Source organism: Nocardia vinacea (genome assembly GCF_035920345.1).
GTDB classification, from domain to species: domain Bacteria; phylum Actinomycetota; class Actinomycetes; order Mycobacteriales; family Mycobacteriaceae; genus Nocardia; species Nocardia vinacea_A.
Window position 1 is genome coordinate 10083956 of sequence record NZ_CP109149.1, and the last position, 19378, is coordinate 10103333.

Sequence of the window (19378 nt, forward strand, 5' to 3'; positions counted from 1 at the left end):
CGACAACAGCGGACGTCGAGCGGCTGACCTCGACGTTGGGAGATCGATTCAGTTCAGGGCACGTTCGAACCATCCGCCAGGTGCGAAATCCGGAACTACGCGCGGCAGCTCGCGCGGCTTGGTGTCGCTGTCGGCGGGCCATAGCACTTCCGTGCGCTCGGCGGCTTGCCGGAACGCCTCGGTGTCGAGCTCGACTCGTTGTTCGGCGATGCCGGCCGCGGGCCAGGCGACGATCACCGTGAGCGATCCGGGCGGTGGCAGTGGTGTCAGGTAGTAGGTGGTGGCGCTGAATCCATCGCTCGAACCACCGCCGCCGCTCATCAGGATCGCGTTGTCCGCGTCGTCGTCGAGGCGCCAGAGATCGATATTGGTCGCTGTCCGGCCGTCGGAGAATTCGACACCGACCAGGAACTGGTCCTTGGCGCCACTCGGATAGCCATGGAAGCCGCTGAGCGCCGAATGATCGCTTCCCGGCCGGACATACAGGTGCAACGACAACTCGATTCCCTCGCGGTAGGCGCGAGCGCCAACCAACGCCGCGACGACATCCTCGGTGCGCGCCAATACCCGCTCAACCGGTATCGCTACTGGCATCTCATTCGATGGTCTCGTGCGTACGCGGGTCACAGTGACGGAGTTCTCTGCGCTGGGTTGTGTCGAAGCCGGTCCGCTCAATGTCTCTCTCCTCGTCGTGGGTGTCGTTTGGTTGAACAGCATTGCCCGTGCACCGCGTGGCGGTGGGCTGGTTCTGGCAGCTTTAGTCCGTGACCGTGCGGCTGACATTCCGAGTGGCCCTGGAACACGGGGCTGAAGGTTTTGGGGGCGGAGTTCGATCGGATCACCGTGCTCGGCGTCGACTGGCGTGGAAGTGATGGTCACGCTCAACCAACGCGACAATGTCCTCGCACGTAATCTGGCTCAGTGGTGTCGCGAGACCACTGAGACTGGTGTCGGTGAGTTGCCAGGGATCGGATCCGACGAAATTCACGGCAGGGGTGACGCATTTGACGAGTTGAGTGTGCTCGTGCATGAGCATCACCGCTGTCCGCACCTCGACGTGATGTCCTTGCCGTTGCAACCATATGGCCAGATCGTGCGCGATGTTGCCGACCTGGCGCGGCCGGCTGCGGCCAGCGCCGTCGACCGCCCACTCCGACTCGCACACGCGGCCCTGTGCGCTGATCTTCTGGAACCACCACTGGTCACCGACGGCGTGCAGCAGAACCCGGCGGCGTTTGACCTCGACCGCCCACACTCCGGCCCGGCCGACGAGTACGTGGTCGGTCTCGCCGCGCCTATTGCGGTAGCCGCGGAGCATGACCCATTCATCCGGTAGCAGGCCAGCAAGGGCCCAGTGAGCGAGTCCTCACCGTACACCCCAGCGCCTTGCTGCTGGACCCGGTTTATATGCCCGATGTACCTCGTACTCGGCCGATTCCACCTGTCGGGAAGCGTCACCGACCCGTGCTTGGGCGGCTTGTTCGTCGGCGGTGGGCACGGACAGCAACCGCTTCCACAGCGGCTTTGTCCGGTGAGCAGCCTCCAACTCGCCGTATGCGTGAGCGTAATAGCCTTGCGGCGCGGCATGATCCGCTGCGGCACCCTGTAACCGTTGCTCGGGCTGGTGAAGCTGCTCACCTCCGTGATCCGACAAAACCTTGACCTGCATCGTGCCCCGCCTTCTCCACGCGCCCCAACACCCAGCATGCCCGAACAGTCGAAGACACGGATCAGAATGAGCCCCAGGGCATTTCGCATGCGTAGCGCCCCGCGCACCCAGGAAGCAAACGGCGACACCATCATTGCCTCCCAGTGGGCGTTGACGCCACATGCTGGCGTTTGGAGTCATCCTCCGCATGCGCGGGGCGACGATGCGGCGACAATACCCGAACAATCGAACATATGTTCGCTCCGTGGGTCATTATGCAGCATGGTTGCGCGGTGGACTATTGACGGCGAGGAGGTCCGGTTCGATTCAGGGCGTGGATCTGACGACGCATCTGTCGGCGGCGTCGTTCCCGGCGGTGCATTGGAGGGATGAGTGGCAGGCAGGCAGTCGGACCAGGTCGATCGCTGCGGTTGTGGGTTGATCAGTCGCCGTGCCTGAATAGCCTTTCCGTTCGGTGAAAAGGTATCCGGGGCTTGAACACGATGTTGGGGTGGAAGCTAATTGAATCGCTCCGGTGAGTCCGGAGACCTACTTGTGTGACAGCCCGGCCGGTTGCCAGGCTGGGTTCTGAGCGTAATAGGCGGCCTCCATTTCGGCGGGCGGGATGTCCCCGCAGTACTGATAGAGGCGCCGGTGATTGAACCAATCGACCCATTCGGCGGTGGCGAACTCGACGTGGTCGACGCTGCGCCAGGGGCCTCGCGGCTTGATCAGCTCGGTCTTGTACAAGCAATGCCGCGTAGTTAAGCGGTGGGGTCGGTTGTCGAGTCGCCGTCTGGCTGTGGTGGTTCCGGTGCCAGCCATTGCCGGTTGAGGCGGTAGCGTCCACGACCGATCCGGTCGAGGAATCCTTGGTCGGTCCATCGGCCTATTTGGCTGCAAAGGCTGCGGTAGCGAACGTGTTTCAGCTCTTGGGCGATTTCATTGGGGGTCCAGTCGCGGTCGGGGTCGGTCCGCAGTAGCTGCAACACTTGCTGGCGGTGGCCCGGGTCGGCAGCGCTTGCGGGGTGTTCGGCCGCTTCGGTCTGTGGTGGGTCGGTGAGCGCGCAGAGTTCCAGCCGGATGACGGCTTGGCTCTTGGTAGGGCGGTTGCCGGTGAGCGCGCTCCCGTAGCGGGACATGGGGCATTTGACCTTGCGAGCGGCGATGCGCGGACGGCGGGCGGGCAGGAGGTTCTCCAAAACCGCTCGGGCGATTGCGTTTTCGGGTGAGTCGTTGCTGGTGATGTTGGTTGCGGTGACGATCTGGTTGATGGCCGCGGTCATGGCCACGGTGAAGCTTGCCCGGTCGGGGTCGGTTCCCGGAGCGGTCTCCACGGCGTCACACATGGCGCGGCGCAACGTCTGATAGATCGTCAGGGCTGCCCACATCTCCTGCTTGAGGCCGACCGGGTCGGTGGAACGCAGAACGCGTCCGCGGAACATGGTGTGGCGCAACGCGAAGAATGCTGATTCGATCTCCCAGCGCTCGTGGTAGAGGCGGGCGATCTGGATCGATGGATCGGTGCGGTGGTCGAGCAAGGTGGTGATGACCCGATAGCGGTCACCCACGCGGGATCCGTCGGCGCAGGTGGCGGTGATCTGGATATCGACGATGCGGAAGCGGTAACCATTGATCCTGGTCAGAACCGATCCATCGGGCAGCATGGCCCACACGGCCGGACGACGGCGAGAGCTGAGCCGGACCAGATTCGCGTTCCGCTGACAGAGGTTTCGATTCCGTTGTTGACCTGTGCTTAGCTGGCCGCCTTGTCATGTAGCGGGCACAGTCCAACACCTGTTGGGACGATCTCGGCCTGGGGGGACTAGAGAACATCTCACAACAGCGGCTTGACGAACCGCCGGATGCGGGCCGGATGTCCGGTGGCGTTAGTAGGGGAGCCGCGAGACCCGGCACTCTTACTCGATTCAGTAGGCGCGGGAGAAGATCACCCGCTTGCCGTAGATGGCCGGTGAGCCACAACGCACGCATCGTCCCGTCTCCGGCGGCCCGTCCAGTGGCACGCATCGCGGCGTCGCCGAGGTCACCGCTTTGATGTCGTCCTCACAAGCCGGTTGCCCGCAATGCAGCGCTCGCACCCATCCCGTTGCGACACCGGTTTCGAACGCGGCCCAGTCGTCGACATCGACGGTGTGGGTGTCGCGGAAATCGGCGGCCCGAGCCAGCAGGAACGCCTGGAACTGTTCGAGGATGCTTGGCATGAGTTGCGGCAACGTGTCCAACTGCACCGATTGTTTACCCTGATCGCCCAGACGGCGCACCAGCACCGCGGTCCCGGCCGCGAGATCACGCGGCCCCAACTCGACCCGGACCGGGACTCCCTTGAGTTCCCAATCGTTGAATTTGAATCCCGGACTGAGCTGATCGCGGTCATCGACATGCACCCGCACACCCGCACCGCGCAAGCCCTCGGCCAGCGCTTGGGCAGCCGCCACCACATCCGCGCCATCCCCGCGAGTGATCGGCACGATCACCACCTGATACGGCGCCAGCCGAGGCGGCAGCACCAGACCCCGATCATCGCCGTGACTCAACACGATACCGCCGAGCATTCGGGTACTCATGCCCCATGACGTGGTGTGGCACAACTCTTCTCGCCCATCAGCGCTGGCATAGCGGATACCGAACGCAGTCGCGAAATTCGTGCCCATGTAATGCGATGTACCGGCCTGCAGGGCCTTGCCGTCACGCATCATCGACTCGATCGTCACCGTCGACACCGCGCCCGCGAACCGCTCACCAGCGGTCTTCTCACCCGCTACGACCGGCATCGCCGCGTACTCGCGCGCCACTTCTTGGTAGATGCCCAGCGCGAGCATCATTTCCTCACGCGCCTGCTGCTCATCGGCGTGTGCGGTATGGCCTTCCTGCCACAGAAATTCGGTGGTGCGCAAGAACATTCGCGGCCTCATCTCCCACCGAACCACGTTCGCCCACTGGTTCAGCAGCATCGGCAGATCCCGATGCGAGGAAATCCACTTCGCCATCATCTCCCCGATGATGGTTTCCGAAGTCGGCCGCACCACCAGCGGTTCTTCCAGCTCCTTACCGCCCGCGTGAGTCACCACCGCCAGCTCAGGGGCGAAACCATCGACATGATCGGCCTCGCGCTCGAGGTAGCTCTGCGGAATCAACAACGGAAAATACGCGTTCTCATGCCCAGTCGCCTTGATCCGCGCATCCAGCTCGGCTTGCAGCAACTCCCACACGCGATAGCCATACGGTCGGATAACCATCGTGCCCTTGGCCGGACCCCGATCGACAAGGCCAGCCTTCACAACCAGCTCGTTGTACCAAGAAGCGAAATCCTCACTCTGGGCGGTCACCCCGCGCTCATCGCGTGCCATACCACCACGCTAATGCCCCAGCAATCGGCACAGTGACCTGCCTCACTTGTATCAAGCGGGAACCGTTCCGCGCGCTGCAAATTCACCGACAGGCTGCGCGGGAGAAGTAGTGCGTCCGCCCCCTGACCGCGGCCGAGTCCGCCCCGGCTACGTACTGCTCGACCGGCAGGCAGTGTCCGGTCACGGCGGGAGTGTTGTGCGAGGTCGTCACGTGCGACACTGTGCCGCTACGTTCACCGTCCGGCTGCTGGTGAGCTTGCCGGTTGCCCACTGCCGCATTCGCGGCTCGACTTCGTCGAAGAACAACGACTTGGAGCGGGTGTAGTCGTCGTAGTCGGGATCTGCCGCATGTTGAACGGCAAGCTCATACTTGAGCTCGGCGTAGCGCCGTGCCTCATCCGGATGTGCGCGCAGCCAATCCCGGACGAGAACAACGAAAGCGGCGAAGGGAGAATCCAGCCGACGAATGTGCAGGATGGCCGACTGCTCGGGTGAATGGAATAGCCGTTTTCCGTGCGCTTCAGCGTGATCTTCGTCGCCTGGGCGCGGGATGTCGCGGTACACGCCTGGTGAGTCGGACCGCGCGCCGGGCGCGGGTACGAAACCCGTGTGCGCCAGCAGTACTGCGAGCGCATCCAGCGGTAGCAGGGCGGGCATACACACCTGTAGATCCACGATAGGTTTGGCCGCCAAGCCGGGCACTGCGGTAGAACCGATATGCTCATAAACGAACATATCGGAGTTGTCCGAGTCTCGAAGGGCCGAGCGCACGATCTGCAGCAACCGTTCTGCACGGACCGGCCAGGCGGGGTCGTAGTCGAGGATCATCACGGTGGCACCCTTGGAGTGGTCTGGCATTCGGCCCCGCCCAATTCGTTGGGGTAACCGGATTGGAGCAATTACCTCACCGGCGGCCCGGAATGCTCGTTCGGCCCGGTTCGCTTGGCTACCAACGCATTCAACACACCAGCATCCCGGGCGGTCCAGTCGATAACTCGAGAGTGACACAGACCCTCCCCCCGCGGCGACGCCCCCTTCGCGTCGGGATCGGTCAACTGCTCATACTCGGCCACGATCGCGGCCTTGCACTCGCGGTGAACTGGCGCCGCTTCGACCGGCCACCAGCCGAACCCCTCGTCTTCCTCGCTGCCACCACGCCATCCTCGGCGGGCAGATCCGCCGAACTCGACGTCACCTGCTCTATATCCCTGATCACGCCTACTCGACCCCACGAACCCGCTGTTTGGTCTCATTCGAGTCTGGCAGAGAGGGACCTACTGAGTAATTGCGGCGATCGACGCTTCGATGGCGTCGAAGATGTGTGAATCAACCTTGCGCTGCCAGTCCGGCATGTCTTCCCAGTCGGCGATGTAGGACGGTTTTGGTTCGGGAAAGTGCTTATGGACCTGCCCGATCCAACACAGGGCGACCCAGCGCCCCTTCTGCTCGGTCGTAAGTCTATTGGCATTACCGTCGGTGACGGTGATGAACTCAGCGACCTGGTCGTGCACTGCGATCGCGGCTGCTTGCTCCCATGCGGGCATCTCTTCCCAGGGCGCGATGTAGCCGGGCTTCGGCTCGCCTGGGTAGTGCTTGGCGACACCAGCGATCCAGGCCGCACGGAAGACGCGCCCGCGGTCGATGTCTTGCAACGTTTCTCCTAAGCGGTTTCAGTGGGGTTGTAGTCCTGCGATTTGTTTGCTGAGGTGACGTACGTGGCGGCGTGCCCTGTTCAGCGTCTACCGCAGGAGGCTCATTTCGTGAGAGTTGGAGCTGATTCCAAAGGATCCAGCGCCAACTCCCACGGAAAATCTGCTCCGTCACTGCCACCAAGACCATGCGGTGTGTAGCCCTCCCCTGCAAGGAGGATCTGTACGCCAGCGCTACGAAGGGTCTCAACACTTCGTGAAAACGCTGGGTGTTTGGCTTGTGCCTCGTTCAGAAAAGGCAACGCCACCAGCGGCAAGCCTTTGCCGATTGCCTCGGTGATCAGCCCGAGCGGCAACGTGTCACTAATGCCAGCCGCCCACTTGTTGATCGTGTTGGACGTAGCCGGTGCCACCAGCATGGCGTCTGCTGGAGGCAGTACGTCCGGTTGGCCAGGCAGCTTGTAGTTGGTTCGGATCGGGTGCCCTGTGAGTTCGGTCAGTGCGTCCGTTGAGTCAGCCAGCCAACGATCTGCGGTCGCTGTCAGGATCAGGCAGGTATCCCAGCCCCGGTCAATCGCACTGGTGATCAGGGTCTGGATCTTCAGGACTGGCGGGGCGGCGCATCCAACGACATACAGAACTGGCATACCACTCATCGAACCACGCCGGACCGTTTCGCCAACCCTTGAAGTGCCCAAGACCCGCTGCCTTTTGCCTGATGCAGCATGTCACTGATCAGCAGCCGTGTCGCAGGGCGGCAATGAACTTCTTGCGGCGCGTGACGTTCAGCGTCCAGCAAGTAACTCAGCGCCTGGTCGTCTTGATGAAGCCCGTGGTGGGCCACAGCGGTGTCAATGAAGTGATGCGTTCGACGTTCACGGGACAGAGCAGCCAATGCATTAGGGGCGATGCGGTTTGCGGTCTCGATGGCGGCGCTGTACTCGCCGAATTGCCCCAGTACTGATGCTTCGTGCAGCAGACAGTTCGTGATACCGAAGCAGGTGTGGAAGTCGTTCCGGTTGTCGCCGGTGTGTCCCGCCGCTTCTTTGGCTTCAGCGATCAAATCTCTGGTGGTACGGATATTTTCGGTTGCCGCAACGGCAACGGCAGCCTTCAGGAACATGCTGCCGTAGACCGCCCACCCAGGGGGGCCGAGGGCTTGCAGCTCGGCGGCGAATGTTTCGGCGGTGTTGATCGACAGGTCCGCGCCCGCTTTCGCTTGTCCGTGGCCGAACATGGCGTAGGTGAACATCTGAGCTGCCAGCCCGATCGATGCCGCATCGCTGCTTCGATGGGCGGTGGTCAGGGCTCGATCGGCAGCATGCCAGGCCAGTGTCGCATCCGAGAATTTCATCAGCACCAGCGCCGTCACGTGGTAGATGCTTGACAACGCGGCCAAAGCCGCCTGGTCGTTGGATTGGGCTGCTCTCTGCCCGTCGAGGATCAGATCCGGGAGCACCCGGCCCAGCGTTGAGTAGTGCGCTGCCTGATATGCCTCGAAGCAGTAGTCGGCGCGACGCTCGAGCGAGCGCAGGTCAACCGGCTCAGCGTCGGTGTGGATGCCAGTGATGACGTCGGGCCGCAGCAATGTATCGCGGATTATTGCAATTTCGGCGGCGTCAACGCACTCCCGGCGTGGCATCTCTGCACCAAGCAGTACTTCAAGCGGGATCGACAGCGCCGCTGCCACCCGCTCCAGCACGCTGATGCGCGGATCTGCTTGTCTGTCGCCGGATTCGAGCTTCTGAACCCACGATTTTGAGCCGCCGAGCCGAAAAGCCAGGTCGGCTTGTGTTAGACCGCGCCGATCGCGCCAATACGCAATCCGGCGGGGGATGCCGTCGATATCCATAACAATTCCATCCTCCCCACCAGATCACGCCGCTAGGCACACACTTTGTGTGCCCTGGTAGCCATCGGATTTCCATAGCGTTGACACATGGACCTCTTGCTGTTCACGGCCAAACGGTCCGATACCAGGCTATATCCGGCACGGGCATCGGACACGGTCATTTGCTCCCCAGCAGCGGGCCTCACACGCCTAGCAGGGGTCCAGGCCGAGCAGGTGGCGTCGCTGACGCTGAATTCGTCGTTGAGCGAGGAATGCGCGACGGAGTCAACCGAATTCGCCACCTCTCACGAGGCATACGCGGCCTTGCGGCTGCATGACGGGCACGGGCCCGAGTGCAGGCGGTACTTGGCCGCTCACGCCTACGTCTCAGCCGAGTTGGACGACTGAGCGCGGGGCGGCGGATGGGAAGGGCCACATAGACATGCAGCTACACGTGACCGTCGAGTTTCCTGCCCTGCCGCCGCTGCACTTCCGCGCCGAAGAATCCGCCGCCCAAGCCTTCCGCGCAGACATGGCGCGATGGCATGACCGCGCCGTGGTCCGGCTGGACCGGGCGGTATCGGCGAGTATGCGCCTGCTGCCGTGTCATCGACTTTTCGAGGAATCGTGATCACCAGCGACGCACCGCCCCTGCCCCAGTACACGCCCGGAACGAAGTTCGTAGAGGACGTCCCCGCGAGACTGACTCCCGATCTCATCGGTCGTGTGCTGGCTGGCCTCATGGCCGGTTGGGGCCTCTGGATGCTCAAACCCATTGCCTTGATTACCAACTAGAAGAGGAGCGACGACAACCCGTGCCCGCTGACGAAGAAGTGATTCGAATTCTCGCCCCGCCGACCACGACAACCACGACGCCGATGCATGGCACGTTGTGACGTTGACCCAGCCGGGCGGCAGCACCGAGCCGTTTCGGCCGTTCGCCGCGTACCGGCCGATGACGTGGGACACGGCAAATCAATTCCTCGCCGAGCTCGGAGTTGAGGCCGTCAGCGTCGCGCAACGTTCCGACTTTGCGATTCTCGACAACCTTCCATGCCAGTAGCGCCGCGATGCCGCGCTACCTGAACTCCGATACCGAACCAGAAAGACGGCCATGACCGCTCACTACCCGGCCGGGGGCACCCTCGGCACCGAGGAGGGGATTCCGCTGCCTGGAACCGCCGCGCTGATCGAGCAGTTGACCAGCGAGTACGGCTCCGAATACACCCTGTTGCTCAGCCGCGCCGTCCAGGACGCCAACCACGTTGATCAAGCGAGCTACCTGGTGTGCCTGAACGCGGCGATTGACGTGCTGGCCGAGCCAGGTGATCGGCCGACGCGGAAAGCGTTGGCCCTCAGCCATGTCGGGCTATTCCTCACCGAGATCCGCGCCGACATCCGCAGGGCATCACACCGGAGTGCGATGCCGCCATTCCGCTGTCGGCGGGTAGCCGTTGCGGGGAGGTTCGATAGGTCGTGATGGCGGTGCAGGTAGTCGATCAGTCGCTGATGAGCAGTGATAGGACCGATCATCAGGCGAAGAGCGTTGGCGATGGCCGCTGGGCGGTGTCGTTCCTGCCTGCGTGAGACGGGCCGACGACTCCTGCTGGTTGGCGGTTCGCCGCGGCGCGAAACACCCACGTTCGCAACATCTTTGAAGATCTAGTCGATTGAGGAAAGTCATGGGCACAATCATCGCGGCGCGGGATGTATGGACACGCTGCCACACCTATGAGTATTGGTTCGGCCTGGCCAGCCGCGTTGACCCTGATGACGGGAGGATCATGCTCCCGGTCGGCTACGGCGCGGATGTGGATGTGGTGTGCACGTCCCCCGATCTGGGGGCGCGACTGCGCGCCACGCTCTCAGATCGTTTGAGCGCCCCCATCATTGCCAGCACGATCACCGACCCGATCACCAGAATCGACACGAGACGATGGCTGTTCCTGGTGGACAGCAAGACCGCGCCGAACGATGCAGCCGCCGCGTTGGCGGCTGATCCGGTGGCCGCGGAACTCGGTATCACATGCTGTCGTGGGCAGATCACGTTGCCGACGCCAGGACAGCGCACATCGGTGTGGATGGCGCTGCCCTCACCGACCGGGCTGCCGCCGTTCACACGCCTAGTGGCTTATGCACGCAACGTCGCGCGACACATGTAAAGGGGAAGCACCAGATGCTGCCTTTTGGGTTCAACTCGTCAACACGGCTGTCGTGGTCGGACTGCGGATGAGTTGCGTCCTGTTCGGGTGTCATTGGATGGAACGAGCAGCTGACTAGCTCTACCCACCTCGCAACGCGCCGCCGACCAGTATCGGCGGATCGATGCCAGCACGGCTTGTGCAATGCCGCCGTTGGCGGCTTCGACCGGTGTTCCTTCTCGCTGGCCGTGTTCGTGGGCCGAGTTATCCAAGCGCGGATAGAAGCCAGTCGTGGTCACCTCGACCGAACCACGGAAGCTGCCGGAACACGATGCCGATGATCGTTTCGTGCGGCGACGGACGAACGTGGCTGTTTCACACCGGGCCGCGGCACGGCCCGTGGGTTAGATGGACCGCCGGGAGTGAGGGCATCCACCTCACCAGCATCGGTAACCCAGCGACAATTCGCTGGGTTATCACCGCAAAGGCTGCGGACGAATACGCGCTTGTCGCACAGCAATTGAAGCGGTCGCAGTCACGAATCCATAGATAGAACAGGGGTAGAGAAATGGAATCTACGATATTCGAGGGAACCGTGAAGTGGTTCAACGTCGAGAAGGGGTTCGGGCTCATCGCTCGCGATCAAGCCTCGGACGTGTTCGTCCACTTCACAGCGATTCCGGCGAGCCGCAAGACTCCCGATGGGAGGCGATATCTGCGCCGCGAGGAAAGCGTCAAATTCACAATCGGCAAGGGACGCAACGGTCGGGACGAAGCCAGAGACGTGCGACTGCTCACGTGAACACAAAGACCATCGGGTCGGTACTCCAACGGCGCGGCTCGCAGCCTCATCTACGGATAAAAGGTTGAAACTCAATGTCCTACAAACGCTTTACCGGTAAATACACGAACTCTCAAGTCGACACACTCAAGGCTCTGGCTGCCTCAGATCACAGCCGAACTACACGACAGATTGCCGCGGCGACGGGCAAGAACTCCATCGGTGGCGTGACCCGAACCCTGAACTGGCTGCGGGACAACGCGTTGGTGCGCGGGGACCTCTCGCCATGCGACGACGCTTCCCCGCGCGGTTGGACCTGGACGCTCACCGACAAAGGACGAGGTGTGCACCAGGACTTGGCCGACATCGCCGCGCGCGGAAAAACATCGTGACCGACCAGTCAGCAGAACTTGGTTACCCCGCTACGGCTGTGCGATCACGCGGACGTCGAGCCGGCGCACACCTTATGCCCGCAGCACGACGACTGCCGTATCGATCAGTGCGCATGGAAACCGGCTGTTCCCCATACACTCGTCCTGGCCCCGCAGACCATAAGCCCGCATAAGAGCGCTGTCGTCAGAGGCATCGACTACCCGCCCGAACCAGGGGCTGGCAAATCCGCCACGCTGTCCCGCACCAGCGGCGTTACGTGAGGCTCGAAACCCAGAGCTCACGACACAGTTGCTCCCACTAATGCAAGGAATGGGCCGGACGGACGAGCATCCGCACCGCGATTGGCCTGGCTGGTCGAGTTCCACGGCCCCGCCGCGCCCGTCACGAACGGCGTTGTGACAACCCAATTGCCGCGTCAACCAGGACTCCCCGACAAAGATGCGGTGCTGGCCGCTTGCCGAGGTTTCCCGACCACGATCGCGAGACACTCGACATCGACGAGGGCCGCACACGGCTGGCGCTGTCGAGTGGTGTCAATGTAGGGGCTCAGGACATCCTTCACTGTTTGTTCTCAAGTGACGCTTGACGTTTCGTATTGGTCCGTGATCTTGTTCCGCTCGTTGTTGTTGGGTGAAGGGCGGACGATTCTTGGATCAGCAGGCGGTGGCGGAGTACCGGTATCGGGCGGTCTGCGAGGTGTTGGGTGGCTCACCGATTGGAGAGGTCGCGGCCCGATACGGGACGACACGGCAGTCGGTCGACTCATGGCGTAAGCGCTTCAAGCAGGAGGGCATGGCGGGACTGGCTGATCGGTCCCGCCGTCCGCATACGAGCCCGACCAAGCTGGACGCGGAGGTCGAGGCGATAATCTGCCAGCTGCGTCGAGACCATCCGCGGTGGGGTGCGCGGCGGATCAGCCACGAGCTCGGTCGTCGCGGAGTCGATCGGGCACCTTCCCGGGCCACGGTCCATCGGGTGCTGACTCGCAATGGTCTGATCGATCCGCAGGCTCAGAATCACCGACGAAAGTACAAGCGGTGGCAGCGGCAGGAGCCGATGCATTTGTGGCAGATCGACATCGTGGGTGGTGTGCCGTTGGCCGACGGTCGTCAATGCAAACTGCTGACCGGCATCGATGACCACTCACGGTTCGTAGTCATCGCCGCAGTGCTGTCCACTCCCTCGGCCCGGGAGGTCGTTGCGGCGTTCACCGCCGCCATGCGCTGCTATGGAGTCCCGTCAGAGGTGCTGACCGACAACGGCGGCCAGTTCACCGGCCGGTATCTCAAGCCGGCACCGGTGGAGGTGCTGTTCGAAAGGATCTGCCGTGACAACGGCATCAAGCAACGGCTGACGAAGCCCCGCTCACCCACCACCACAGGAAAGATCGAGCGCTTCCACAAGACCCTTCGAACGGAATTCCTTGATCTCGCAACACCATTCGAGTCTCATGCCGCCGCTCAGGAAGCGGTCGACGGCTGGATCACCAGCTACAACACAAACCGTCCCCATCAAGCCCTCGACATGGCCGCGCCAGCCGAGCTGTTTCGACCGAACGGGCCGACACGCCTGGACACCCGTGGAACCGAGGACGCACGAACCGGCGAACCTGGGGTGGGATCACCAGTCATCATCGACGTTATCCGTGCACCCGAGGACCGCCGAACCGATGGCGCGGCAGTCGAATTCGAGGTCCGTGTCCCGCCCAGCGGTGAGGTGACCATCCTGTCAGGGCGCCAACTGGTATCGATGCAAAAGAGCATGGCCGGCCGCACTCTCACCATCTGGGCCGACCTGCGCAGCATCCACCTGACCCTCGACGGGCACCCCGTGCGAACCGTTGCCTCGCGCCTGCACCCAGAAGACCTGCGACACCTCACAATGCGCGGCGCACGTCCAGCCGGGCCGGAACCTGCCAAACCAGCACTACGACGCGGCCTCGGTGGCAGCGCGGCGATCAACCCCGGACAAGCCGTCGAGATCCAGCGCGCCGTCGGCAACGACGGCATCGCGCACATTGCCGGGATGCGGTTCCCCATAGGAACAGCCTGCGTGGGCCGCAACATCACACTCCGACTCGACGGGCACCTGATGCACGCCATCCTCGACAACGCACTGGTGGGCACCTGGCCATGTCCCGTCGCTCAAGGCGACCTGGGCAAGCTCCGGGGTGCACAACAACCGACCACGCCACTGCCCCCGCTACCCCTACCGGCCGGGTCGCTACGCGCACTGCGCAAAGTGCATACCAACGGGCAGATCACCATCGCCGGTCAAGGCATCACGCTCGGGCGGCGCCACAAGGGAAAGATCGTCACCGTCGTAGTCGAGGACACCTTCTTCCGCATCCTTGATGGTGACGAGGAAATAGCCGTGCGCCCGCGCGAAAACCTCGCACCCATCACCAGATTCCACGTCACAGGAGGTGGAGCCCGACCTCAAATCAGTCAAGCATCTCTCGACGACAATCAGTAAAGGATGTCCTGAGCCCTCACACCGACAAGTGGACGCGTAGTCGGAGCCGAGGGCTAATTAGTTGGCCTGATTTGTTGCGCGATCAGATTTGAAAGCGTTTCGTGTGAGTCACGGCTCAGGTGTATTCCGTCATCTCCCGCACACGCGACGGTAGCTGCGTCTGCGAACAGAACTTTGCGTTTTTCGGCGACGCGACGTATAGCTGCGCCGAGTTCACGCGATTTGCGTGCGGAGTTGGCGTCATATTCCGAACCGTTCACGGCAAATCCAGGCTTCGTTGCATCGAGATAGATTGGGCTGACCAAGAGGGTTACAGGCACTCCAGCCGTGCGGGTCCAGGCCGTGCGCTCAATGTTGTCGATGTAACCCTCTAGCGCGGTGGCGACGTCCTCTGGTTCTCGATCAAACTTGGTTTTGAGATCGTTGTTCCCCAGCATGATGACCACCATGTCCAAGGGCGAGTGGCTGCGCAGGCATGGTTGAAAGTAGGTACGGCCATTGCGGTCATCACGATCGGGGTCGTCCAAGTCGGTAGTACGACCGCCGAGCCCTTCCTCGATAATGGCGTATCCGGTACCCAGAAGTTGCTGTAGCCGCCCTGTCCAGCGCACGTCACCTGGCCATCGGCCGCTCCCCTCGGAGGGTTGGCCGAAGGTGTTGGAGTCACCGAAGCACAAGACGGTAAACGCGGCAGGGTTAACGATCAAGGTCGGATTCCTACGTGTTGGACGGCTACGCCGAGGAGTTCGGCAACGCCGACAAGCCCATGCAGCCGTTGCCTATCTCGACGGGTCAGTAGCTCATTGGTCAGCGTGTGGGCCAGGGGTATGTGGCCAACGAATTCCGGTGCCATCGAGCACGCATGACGAAGCGTATCCACGGCTCCCGCATCGTCTCGGTTGTGGACCTGGGCTTGTGCAACGTTGATGAGCCTGCGACTGCGCAGCGTGGGCGGAATTCCGGTACCACCCCCACGGACAAGAGTGGCAAGTTTTAGAGCTTCACGCGGCCGATTCGCCCCGGTCTCGTTGATAACACCGAAACTCGCGGCCGAGGTGTGACCGAACACATTGGACGCCTCGGGTCTACTGGCATACTCGTCTTCTAGCTGCGTCCCGGCCGATTCGCACAAGCGTAGATATCTTCGTGCCTCGCGGTAGTCCCCCGTTCGAGAGGCTGCGAATGCTGCATAGCATAGAAGTTCTCCCCAGATGGCGATATGGCGCGGGGTGGCTGTGGACAAACGCGGTTCAATGCCGCTAGCTGCCTGGTCGGCATACGCGGCTGCATCGTCATACATGCCGTTTTTCGCAAACAGCCATGACTGCGATCCTCTAATAGCAGCTCGTGTCAGATCGTCTCCGCTCTCCGCTGCCAGGGCATCTGCGCGGACGAGCGCCAGGGCAGCTAAGTCTTCCTGCGCCACATAGCCCAGAAGATTTGATGAGGCGTGCAGTAGTTGAGCGAGCGAAATATTGATCTGACGCCGTAGCTCACCTGTCGCCGCCTCAGCTGCGCTATAGGCGCTTGCTAAGACGGTAGGAAGCACCCGTTCCATTTCACTGAAACGAGCCGAAAAGAACAAATCCCACGCGTGCGCTACCGCAGCCGTGAGCTCAATCTGTGTGCCTGGCGGTGTATCTGGAATGCATCCCATTAGCACCCGCCGCAACTCAAACATACTGCCATCGTGCGAGCCGCTGCTTGAGTTATCTAAGACGGTATCGCCGCCGGGGTAGGTCATCACCGTAGGTGGCTGTAGCGGCGAGTGGGTGACCGCACGAACGGAGCCTTCGGCGAGTAAGTCAGTAAGTTGCTCGGACGTAACTTGCAGCGTTGCAGCAAGTTTCGGCCACAGCCCAGCTTGAGGCTGGCTCTTGCCCGCCTCCCAGCGGACCACTGTTGACCGCTCTACCTCTAGACAGGCAGCTAAGGACTCCTGGGTGAATCCCTGCGCCTTACGGCGCTGCGCTAACCCACGGCGCGCCCCGCGCCCGGCAACCCCCATACCCTTACCACCTTCCGCCCCTGTGTAACACCCAAGCTCAGCGGGGCAATGCCTCTTTCACGCCTCATTAGTGCACAGCGGGCGCTCTGGCCGGTGACCGCTGCGGACGGTTGGCTACAGGGTACGGCCCGCACGCGCCGAATGCTTTTTTCAAACTCCCGGCATCGGGCCGACGTCGATGTCCTCGCTGCCGGGAGAAACCACTCGCCACAGATTTCGGGGGTTTCGCTGATGGCCGCTATGGCGCCGCCGCCCACGCACCGTGTCACATCGTCTGCCTCGCTGGGATGCCCGGTCAGACAACGATCCGGACCGAGTGGCCTGGGCGGACCTGTAGTCGCGCTGCACTCGCCGAAGCTCGAGCAGGAAGCGATAGTGCCGCATCCGACTTCGTCCACCCGCCGAAGCCTCCGGCCTTCTCCCCTGACCGGCGCGGCAGCATTGTCCGGTCGTGCGGTGGCCGCCGTGCTGCTGTGGCCCGGCAATGCCATCGAGGCAACGGTACTCGCCTGCTCGCAAACCCGGACGCCTGACCCCGTCACAGGATCCGGATCGGGCAGCACCGGGGACGGGCCGGCGGTCATCCTGGCGTTCCAGCGTGCCTACTACATGTGGTCTGGGGACGTCGCCCGGTTCAGTGAGCCGAACAACGCCGTCGAGGCAGCAGAGGTTCTGCGGTCATTGGACGTCGGCTGGTCGGATGTGGCGAGCATCGTCAATGGTCGCGCCTGTTCCTCTCGAGTGCTCGTGAACTCGGCTGTGGGAGTGGCGGTTCGCCTGCCCGCGCCATGTGTCCCGCGAGGTGCGGAGGGATGAACGACCTGTCAGACGGCGGCCGGTGTATCTCGGTGGTGGACCCGTCACAAGCCCACAGTGGGCGCGTCCACGATTTCTTGCTGGGCGGCAAGGACCACTACATGTCGGACTGGAAGTTGGGACAGGCTCTTCGGGCCGAATGTCCCGATTTCGCAAAGGTTGTCACCGACGTCCGCGCTTTCCTTCTTCGTGCGGTCCGATCGGCCGTCGAAGCTGGGGTGCTGCAGTTCCTCGAACTGGGCTGCGGCTACCCGTGCTCACCGAATGTGCACGAGGTCGTTACCGCTGTGGCGCCTGACTCGTACACCCTGTATGTCGACAGCGACCCGGTCGTCGTGGTCCACCAGCAGGCGATGTTGTCCAAGATCGCCGGTGCCGACATCGTGTGCGCTGATCTGACCGACACCGGCAGGATCCTGAAAGAGCTCGAGTCGAGGATGGATCTGGGTGCGCCAGTGGCGATTTCGCTGTCGTTTGTGCTCGAACTCATCGCCGACCCCAGCGTGGTCGTTGAGACATTGGTGGGGGCACTGTCGCCGGGGTCGCATGTGGTGATCAGCCACCTCGGTTGTGACAGCGGTGCTGAGCTCGCTGTTCGCGCCGCCGAAATCTATGGCATGCACGGCATCGAGGTCTTTCCGCGTACCCGTGCGGCGATCGCAGAGCTGCTGGGCGACTGCGGTCTCGTTGAACTCGAACCAGGGATTGTTCCGCCACACCGTTGGCGATCTTCCATCGCGGAAGTCAACCACATGCAGCGTCGAAGCTCGACCGCCACAACATATTTGAGCGAGGAATGGTCTTGCTACACGGTAGTCGGACTCGTCGTCTGAATCACCTCGGCCAGCGCCATTGAATTCCCACACCCACGAACATCAGGACGCTCCGATGACGAGATCCGCGACGAAGCAACGCTACGGGTTCATCAAGGACGCGGCTTGTTCCCATGATCAACGTTTGGAGTATGACGCCTTGACCGCCTCACCACCTGAGCCTCAGCAGCAGACGGAATGGCCGATCACTACGGCTGCCGACCACGGACCGCCTGTCGACACTGCCGAGCCCCGGATCGCGATCTACGGGGCGGAATTCGCAGCCGACCCACACGCCGCGTACCGGAAGATGCGCAAGCACGGGCCGGTGGCGGCGGTGGATATCGCGCCCGCGGTTCCGGCCACGCTGGTGACCGATTACCGTGAGGCACTGCGCATTCTGAACGACCCGCGTTATTCGGCCGATCCTCGTGGCTGGCAGCAACGAGTACCTCCCGAATGCCCGGCGCTACCTACGCTGGGGTGGCGGCCCGACGCACTGCGCAGCTCCGGCGAAGACCACTCCCGCCTACGGCGCGCCATCAGCGCCGCCCTCGACCGTGTCGACCAGTACGGCCTGGATTTCACGGTCGCGCACATCACGACAGCGCTGATCAACGGTTTCTGCGAATACGGCTATGTCGATCTGCTCGATGATTTCGCTATCCCGCTCGTCGGGCAGACACTGAATTGGCTGCTGGGGCTATCGCCAGAAACCGGTCAAGCCGCGCTCGACGCGATCATGGTGTTACGGGCGGCCACCGACTCCGAAACGGTCAAGGCAGGCAACCAGCAACTCATCACGGCGATGGCCGATGCTGTGATGGCCAAGCGTCTGCACCCGGCAGCCGATGTGACGTCATGGTTGATCGGGCCCCCCGACGGCTTGAATGACGCTAAGGCGACCTATCAGCTGGCGATGTTGTACGCCACCGGCAGCCAGCCGACCTGGAATCTCATCGCGAACATCCTGAGGCTGATGTTGACCGACGACGAGTTCGGCGGTCGTCTTCTTTACGGAGCGCTGTCGGTCACCGACGCGATCGATGAAGTGCTGTTCACCGATCCACCGTTGGCGACCATGTCCCCACGGTTTCCGCAGCAGATGCAGATCCTCGACACAACGATGCTGCCCCCACATCAACCGGTGCTGATCAGCGTGTCCGGGTGCAACACCGATCCGGCCGTGCACAGCGACGACCACCTCGGTAACCGCTCCCATCTCGCGTGGGGCGCGGGTATCCACGCCTGCCCGGCTCGATCATTGGCGACGGTCATCGCGACCAAGTCTCTGACTCTGCTGCTGGACGCGTTGACCGAGATCCAACTCGCGGTTCCCGACGGCGCCGGTTTGGCGTGGCTGCCGGGCCCCTTCCATCGCGCGCTCACAGCGCTGCCGGTCACGTTTTCCCCATGCCCGCCGCTTGAACTTCCGCTCGCATAGGAGACCACCCTC

The 19378-nt window shown here is 62.7% G+C and carries 19 protein-coding genes and 1 pseudogene; 8 read left to right on the plus strand and 12 right to left on the minus strand.

Annotated elements, in window-relative coordinates; all coding sequences use genetic code 11:
• Nucleotides 1-48 precede the first annotated feature (48 nt).
• From OIE68_RS45685 to OIE68_RS45730, 10 genes and pseudogenes are all read right to left on the minus strand, one after another.
• Nucleotides 49-594, minus strand: a complete 546-nt coding sequence (locus tag OIE68_RS45685) for a hypothetical protein (protein WP_327097094.1) — start codon at nucleotides 592-594, stop codon at nucleotides 49-51.
• 244 nt (nucleotides 595-838) lie between these two features.
• Nucleotides 839-1339, minus strand: coding sequence for a nuclease-related domain-containing protein (locus OIE68_RS45690; RefSeq protein WP_327102039.1), 501 nt, complete (start codon nucleotides 1337-1339; stop codon nucleotides 839-841).
• A gap of 858 nt (nucleotides 1340-2197) precedes the next feature.
• Nucleotides 2198-2398 (minus strand): annotated as a pseudogene (locus tag OIE68_RS45695) (IS3 family transposase); the annotation flags it as partial.
• A gap of 14 nt (nucleotides 2399-2412) precedes the next feature.
• Nucleotides 2413-3315, minus strand: a complete 903-nt coding sequence (locus OIE68_RS45700) for a transposase (RefSeq protein WP_327097095.1) — start codon at nucleotides 3313-3315, stop codon at nucleotides 2413-2415.
• A 261-nt stretch (nucleotides 3316-3576) separates the two neighbouring features.
• On the minus strand, nucleotides 3577-5016 hold the full coding sequence (gene proS, locus OIE68_RS45705; protein WP_327097096.1) for a proline--tRNA ligase: 1440 nt from the start codon (nucleotides 5014-5016) through the stop codon (nucleotides 3577-3579).
• Nucleotides 5017-5098: 82 nt separating this feature from the next.
• Nucleotides 5099-5227, minus strand: a complete 129-nt coding sequence (locus tag OIE68_RS45710) for a hypothetical protein (RefSeq protein WP_327097097.1) — start codon at nucleotides 5225-5227, stop codon at nucleotides 5099-5101.
• Nucleotides 5224-5874 carry a GrpB family protein gene (locus tag OIE68_RS45715; RefSeq protein WP_327097098.1) on the minus strand — a complete coding sequence of 217 codons (651 nt, stop codon included), beginning with the start codon at nucleotides 5872-5874 and terminating at the stop codon, nucleotides 5224-5226. Before OIE68_RS45715 ends, OIE68_RS45710 begins: the two co-directional genes overlap by 4 nt.
• A gap of 416 nt (nucleotides 5875-6290) precedes the next feature.
• Complete coding sequence (locus OIE68_RS45720) at nucleotides 6291-6668, minus strand: hypothetical protein (protein WP_327097099.1); 378 nt, start codon at nucleotides 6666-6668, stop codon at nucleotides 6291-6293.
• A gap of 101 nt (nucleotides 6669-6769) precedes the next feature.
• Nucleotides 6770-7312 carry a flavoprotein gene (locus OIE68_RS45725; RefSeq protein ID WP_327097100.1) on the minus strand — a complete coding sequence of 181 codons (543 nt, stop codon included), beginning with the start codon at nucleotides 7310-7312 and terminating at the stop codon, nucleotides 6770-6772.
• A gap of 5 nt (nucleotides 7313-7317) precedes the next feature.
• On the minus strand, nucleotides 7318-8517 hold the full coding sequence (locus OIE68_RS45730; protein WP_327097101.1) for a helix-turn-helix transcriptional regulator: 1200 nt from the start codon (nucleotides 8515-8517) through the stop codon (nucleotides 7318-7320).
• A gap of 433 nt (nucleotides 8518-8950) precedes the next feature.
• On the opposite strand from OIE68_RS45730, the gene OIE68_RS45735 reads away from it, so the two are divergent.
• The 6 genes from OIE68_RS45735 (at nucleotide 8951) to OIE68_RS45760 (ending at nucleotide 14286) form a co-directional block, all read left to right on the plus strand.
• On the plus strand, nucleotides 8951-9127 hold the full coding sequence (locus tag OIE68_RS45735; protein WP_327097102.1) for a hypothetical protein: 177 nt from the start codon (nucleotides 8951-8953) through the stop codon (nucleotides 9125-9127).
• Between the two features lie 483 nt (nucleotides 9128-9610).
• Nucleotides 9611-9976: a hypothetical protein gene (locus tag OIE68_RS45740; protein WP_327097103.1), complete on the plus strand. Its 366-nt coding sequence runs from the start codon at nucleotides 9611-9613 to the stop codon at nucleotides 9974-9976.
• A gap of 202 nt (nucleotides 9977-10178) precedes the next feature.
• Nucleotides 10179-10658, plus strand: coding sequence for a hypothetical protein (locus OIE68_RS45745; protein ID WP_327097104.1), 480 nt, complete (start codon nucleotides 10179-10181; stop codon nucleotides 10656-10658).
• A 559-nt stretch (nucleotides 10659-11217) separates the two neighbouring features.
• Nucleotides 11218-11439 carry a cold-shock protein gene (locus OIE68_RS45750; RefSeq protein ID WP_419150858.1) on the plus strand — a complete coding sequence of 74 codons (222 nt, stop codon included), beginning with the start codon at nucleotides 11218-11220 and terminating at the stop codon, nucleotides 11437-11439.
• Nucleotides 11440-11513: 74 nt separating this feature from the next.
• Nucleotides 11514-11810 (plus strand): hypothetical protein, encoded by a 297-nt coding sequence (locus OIE68_RS45755; protein WP_327097106.1) that lies wholly within the window; start codon nucleotides 11514-11516, stop codon nucleotides 11808-11810.
• A gap of 649 nt (nucleotides 11811-12459) precedes the next feature.
• Nucleotides 12460-14286, plus strand: coding sequence for an IS481 family transposase (locus tag OIE68_RS45760; RefSeq protein WP_327094692.1), 1827 nt, complete (start codon nucleotides 12460-12462; stop codon nucleotides 14284-14286).
• Between the two features lie 53 nt (nucleotides 14287-14339).
• Here the strand turns inward: OIE68_RS45760 and OIE68_RS45765 are convergent, their stop codons facing one another.
• Nucleotides 14340-14993, minus strand: a complete 654-nt coding sequence (locus OIE68_RS45765) for a GDSL-type esterase/lipase family protein (RefSeq protein ID WP_327097107.1) — start codon at nucleotides 14991-14993, stop codon at nucleotides 14340-14342.
• Nucleotides 14990-16294: a helix-turn-helix transcriptional regulator gene (locus tag OIE68_RS45770; protein WP_327097108.1), complete on the minus strand. Its 1305-nt coding sequence runs from the start codon at nucleotides 16292-16294 to the stop codon at nucleotides 14990-14992. The genes OIE68_RS45765 and OIE68_RS45770 overlap by 4 nt, the downstream gene beginning before the upstream one ends.
• A gap of 812 nt (nucleotides 16295-17106) precedes the next feature.
• Here OIE68_RS45770 and OIE68_RS45775 point away from each other — a divergent pair.
• Both OIE68_RS45775 and OIE68_RS45780 read left to right on the plus strand, forming a co-directional pair.
• Nucleotides 17107-17943: an SAM-dependent methyltransferase gene (locus OIE68_RS45775; protein WP_327097109.1), complete on the plus strand. Its 837-nt coding sequence runs from the start codon at nucleotides 17107-17109 to the stop codon at nucleotides 17941-17943.
• 55 nt (nucleotides 17944-17998) lie between these two features.
• Nucleotides 17999-19366: a cytochrome P450 gene (locus OIE68_RS45780; RefSeq protein WP_327097110.1), complete on the plus strand. Its 1368-nt coding sequence runs from the start codon at nucleotides 17999-18001 to the stop codon at nucleotides 19364-19366.
• The last annotated feature ends 12 nt before the right edge of the window (nucleotides 19367-19378 follow it).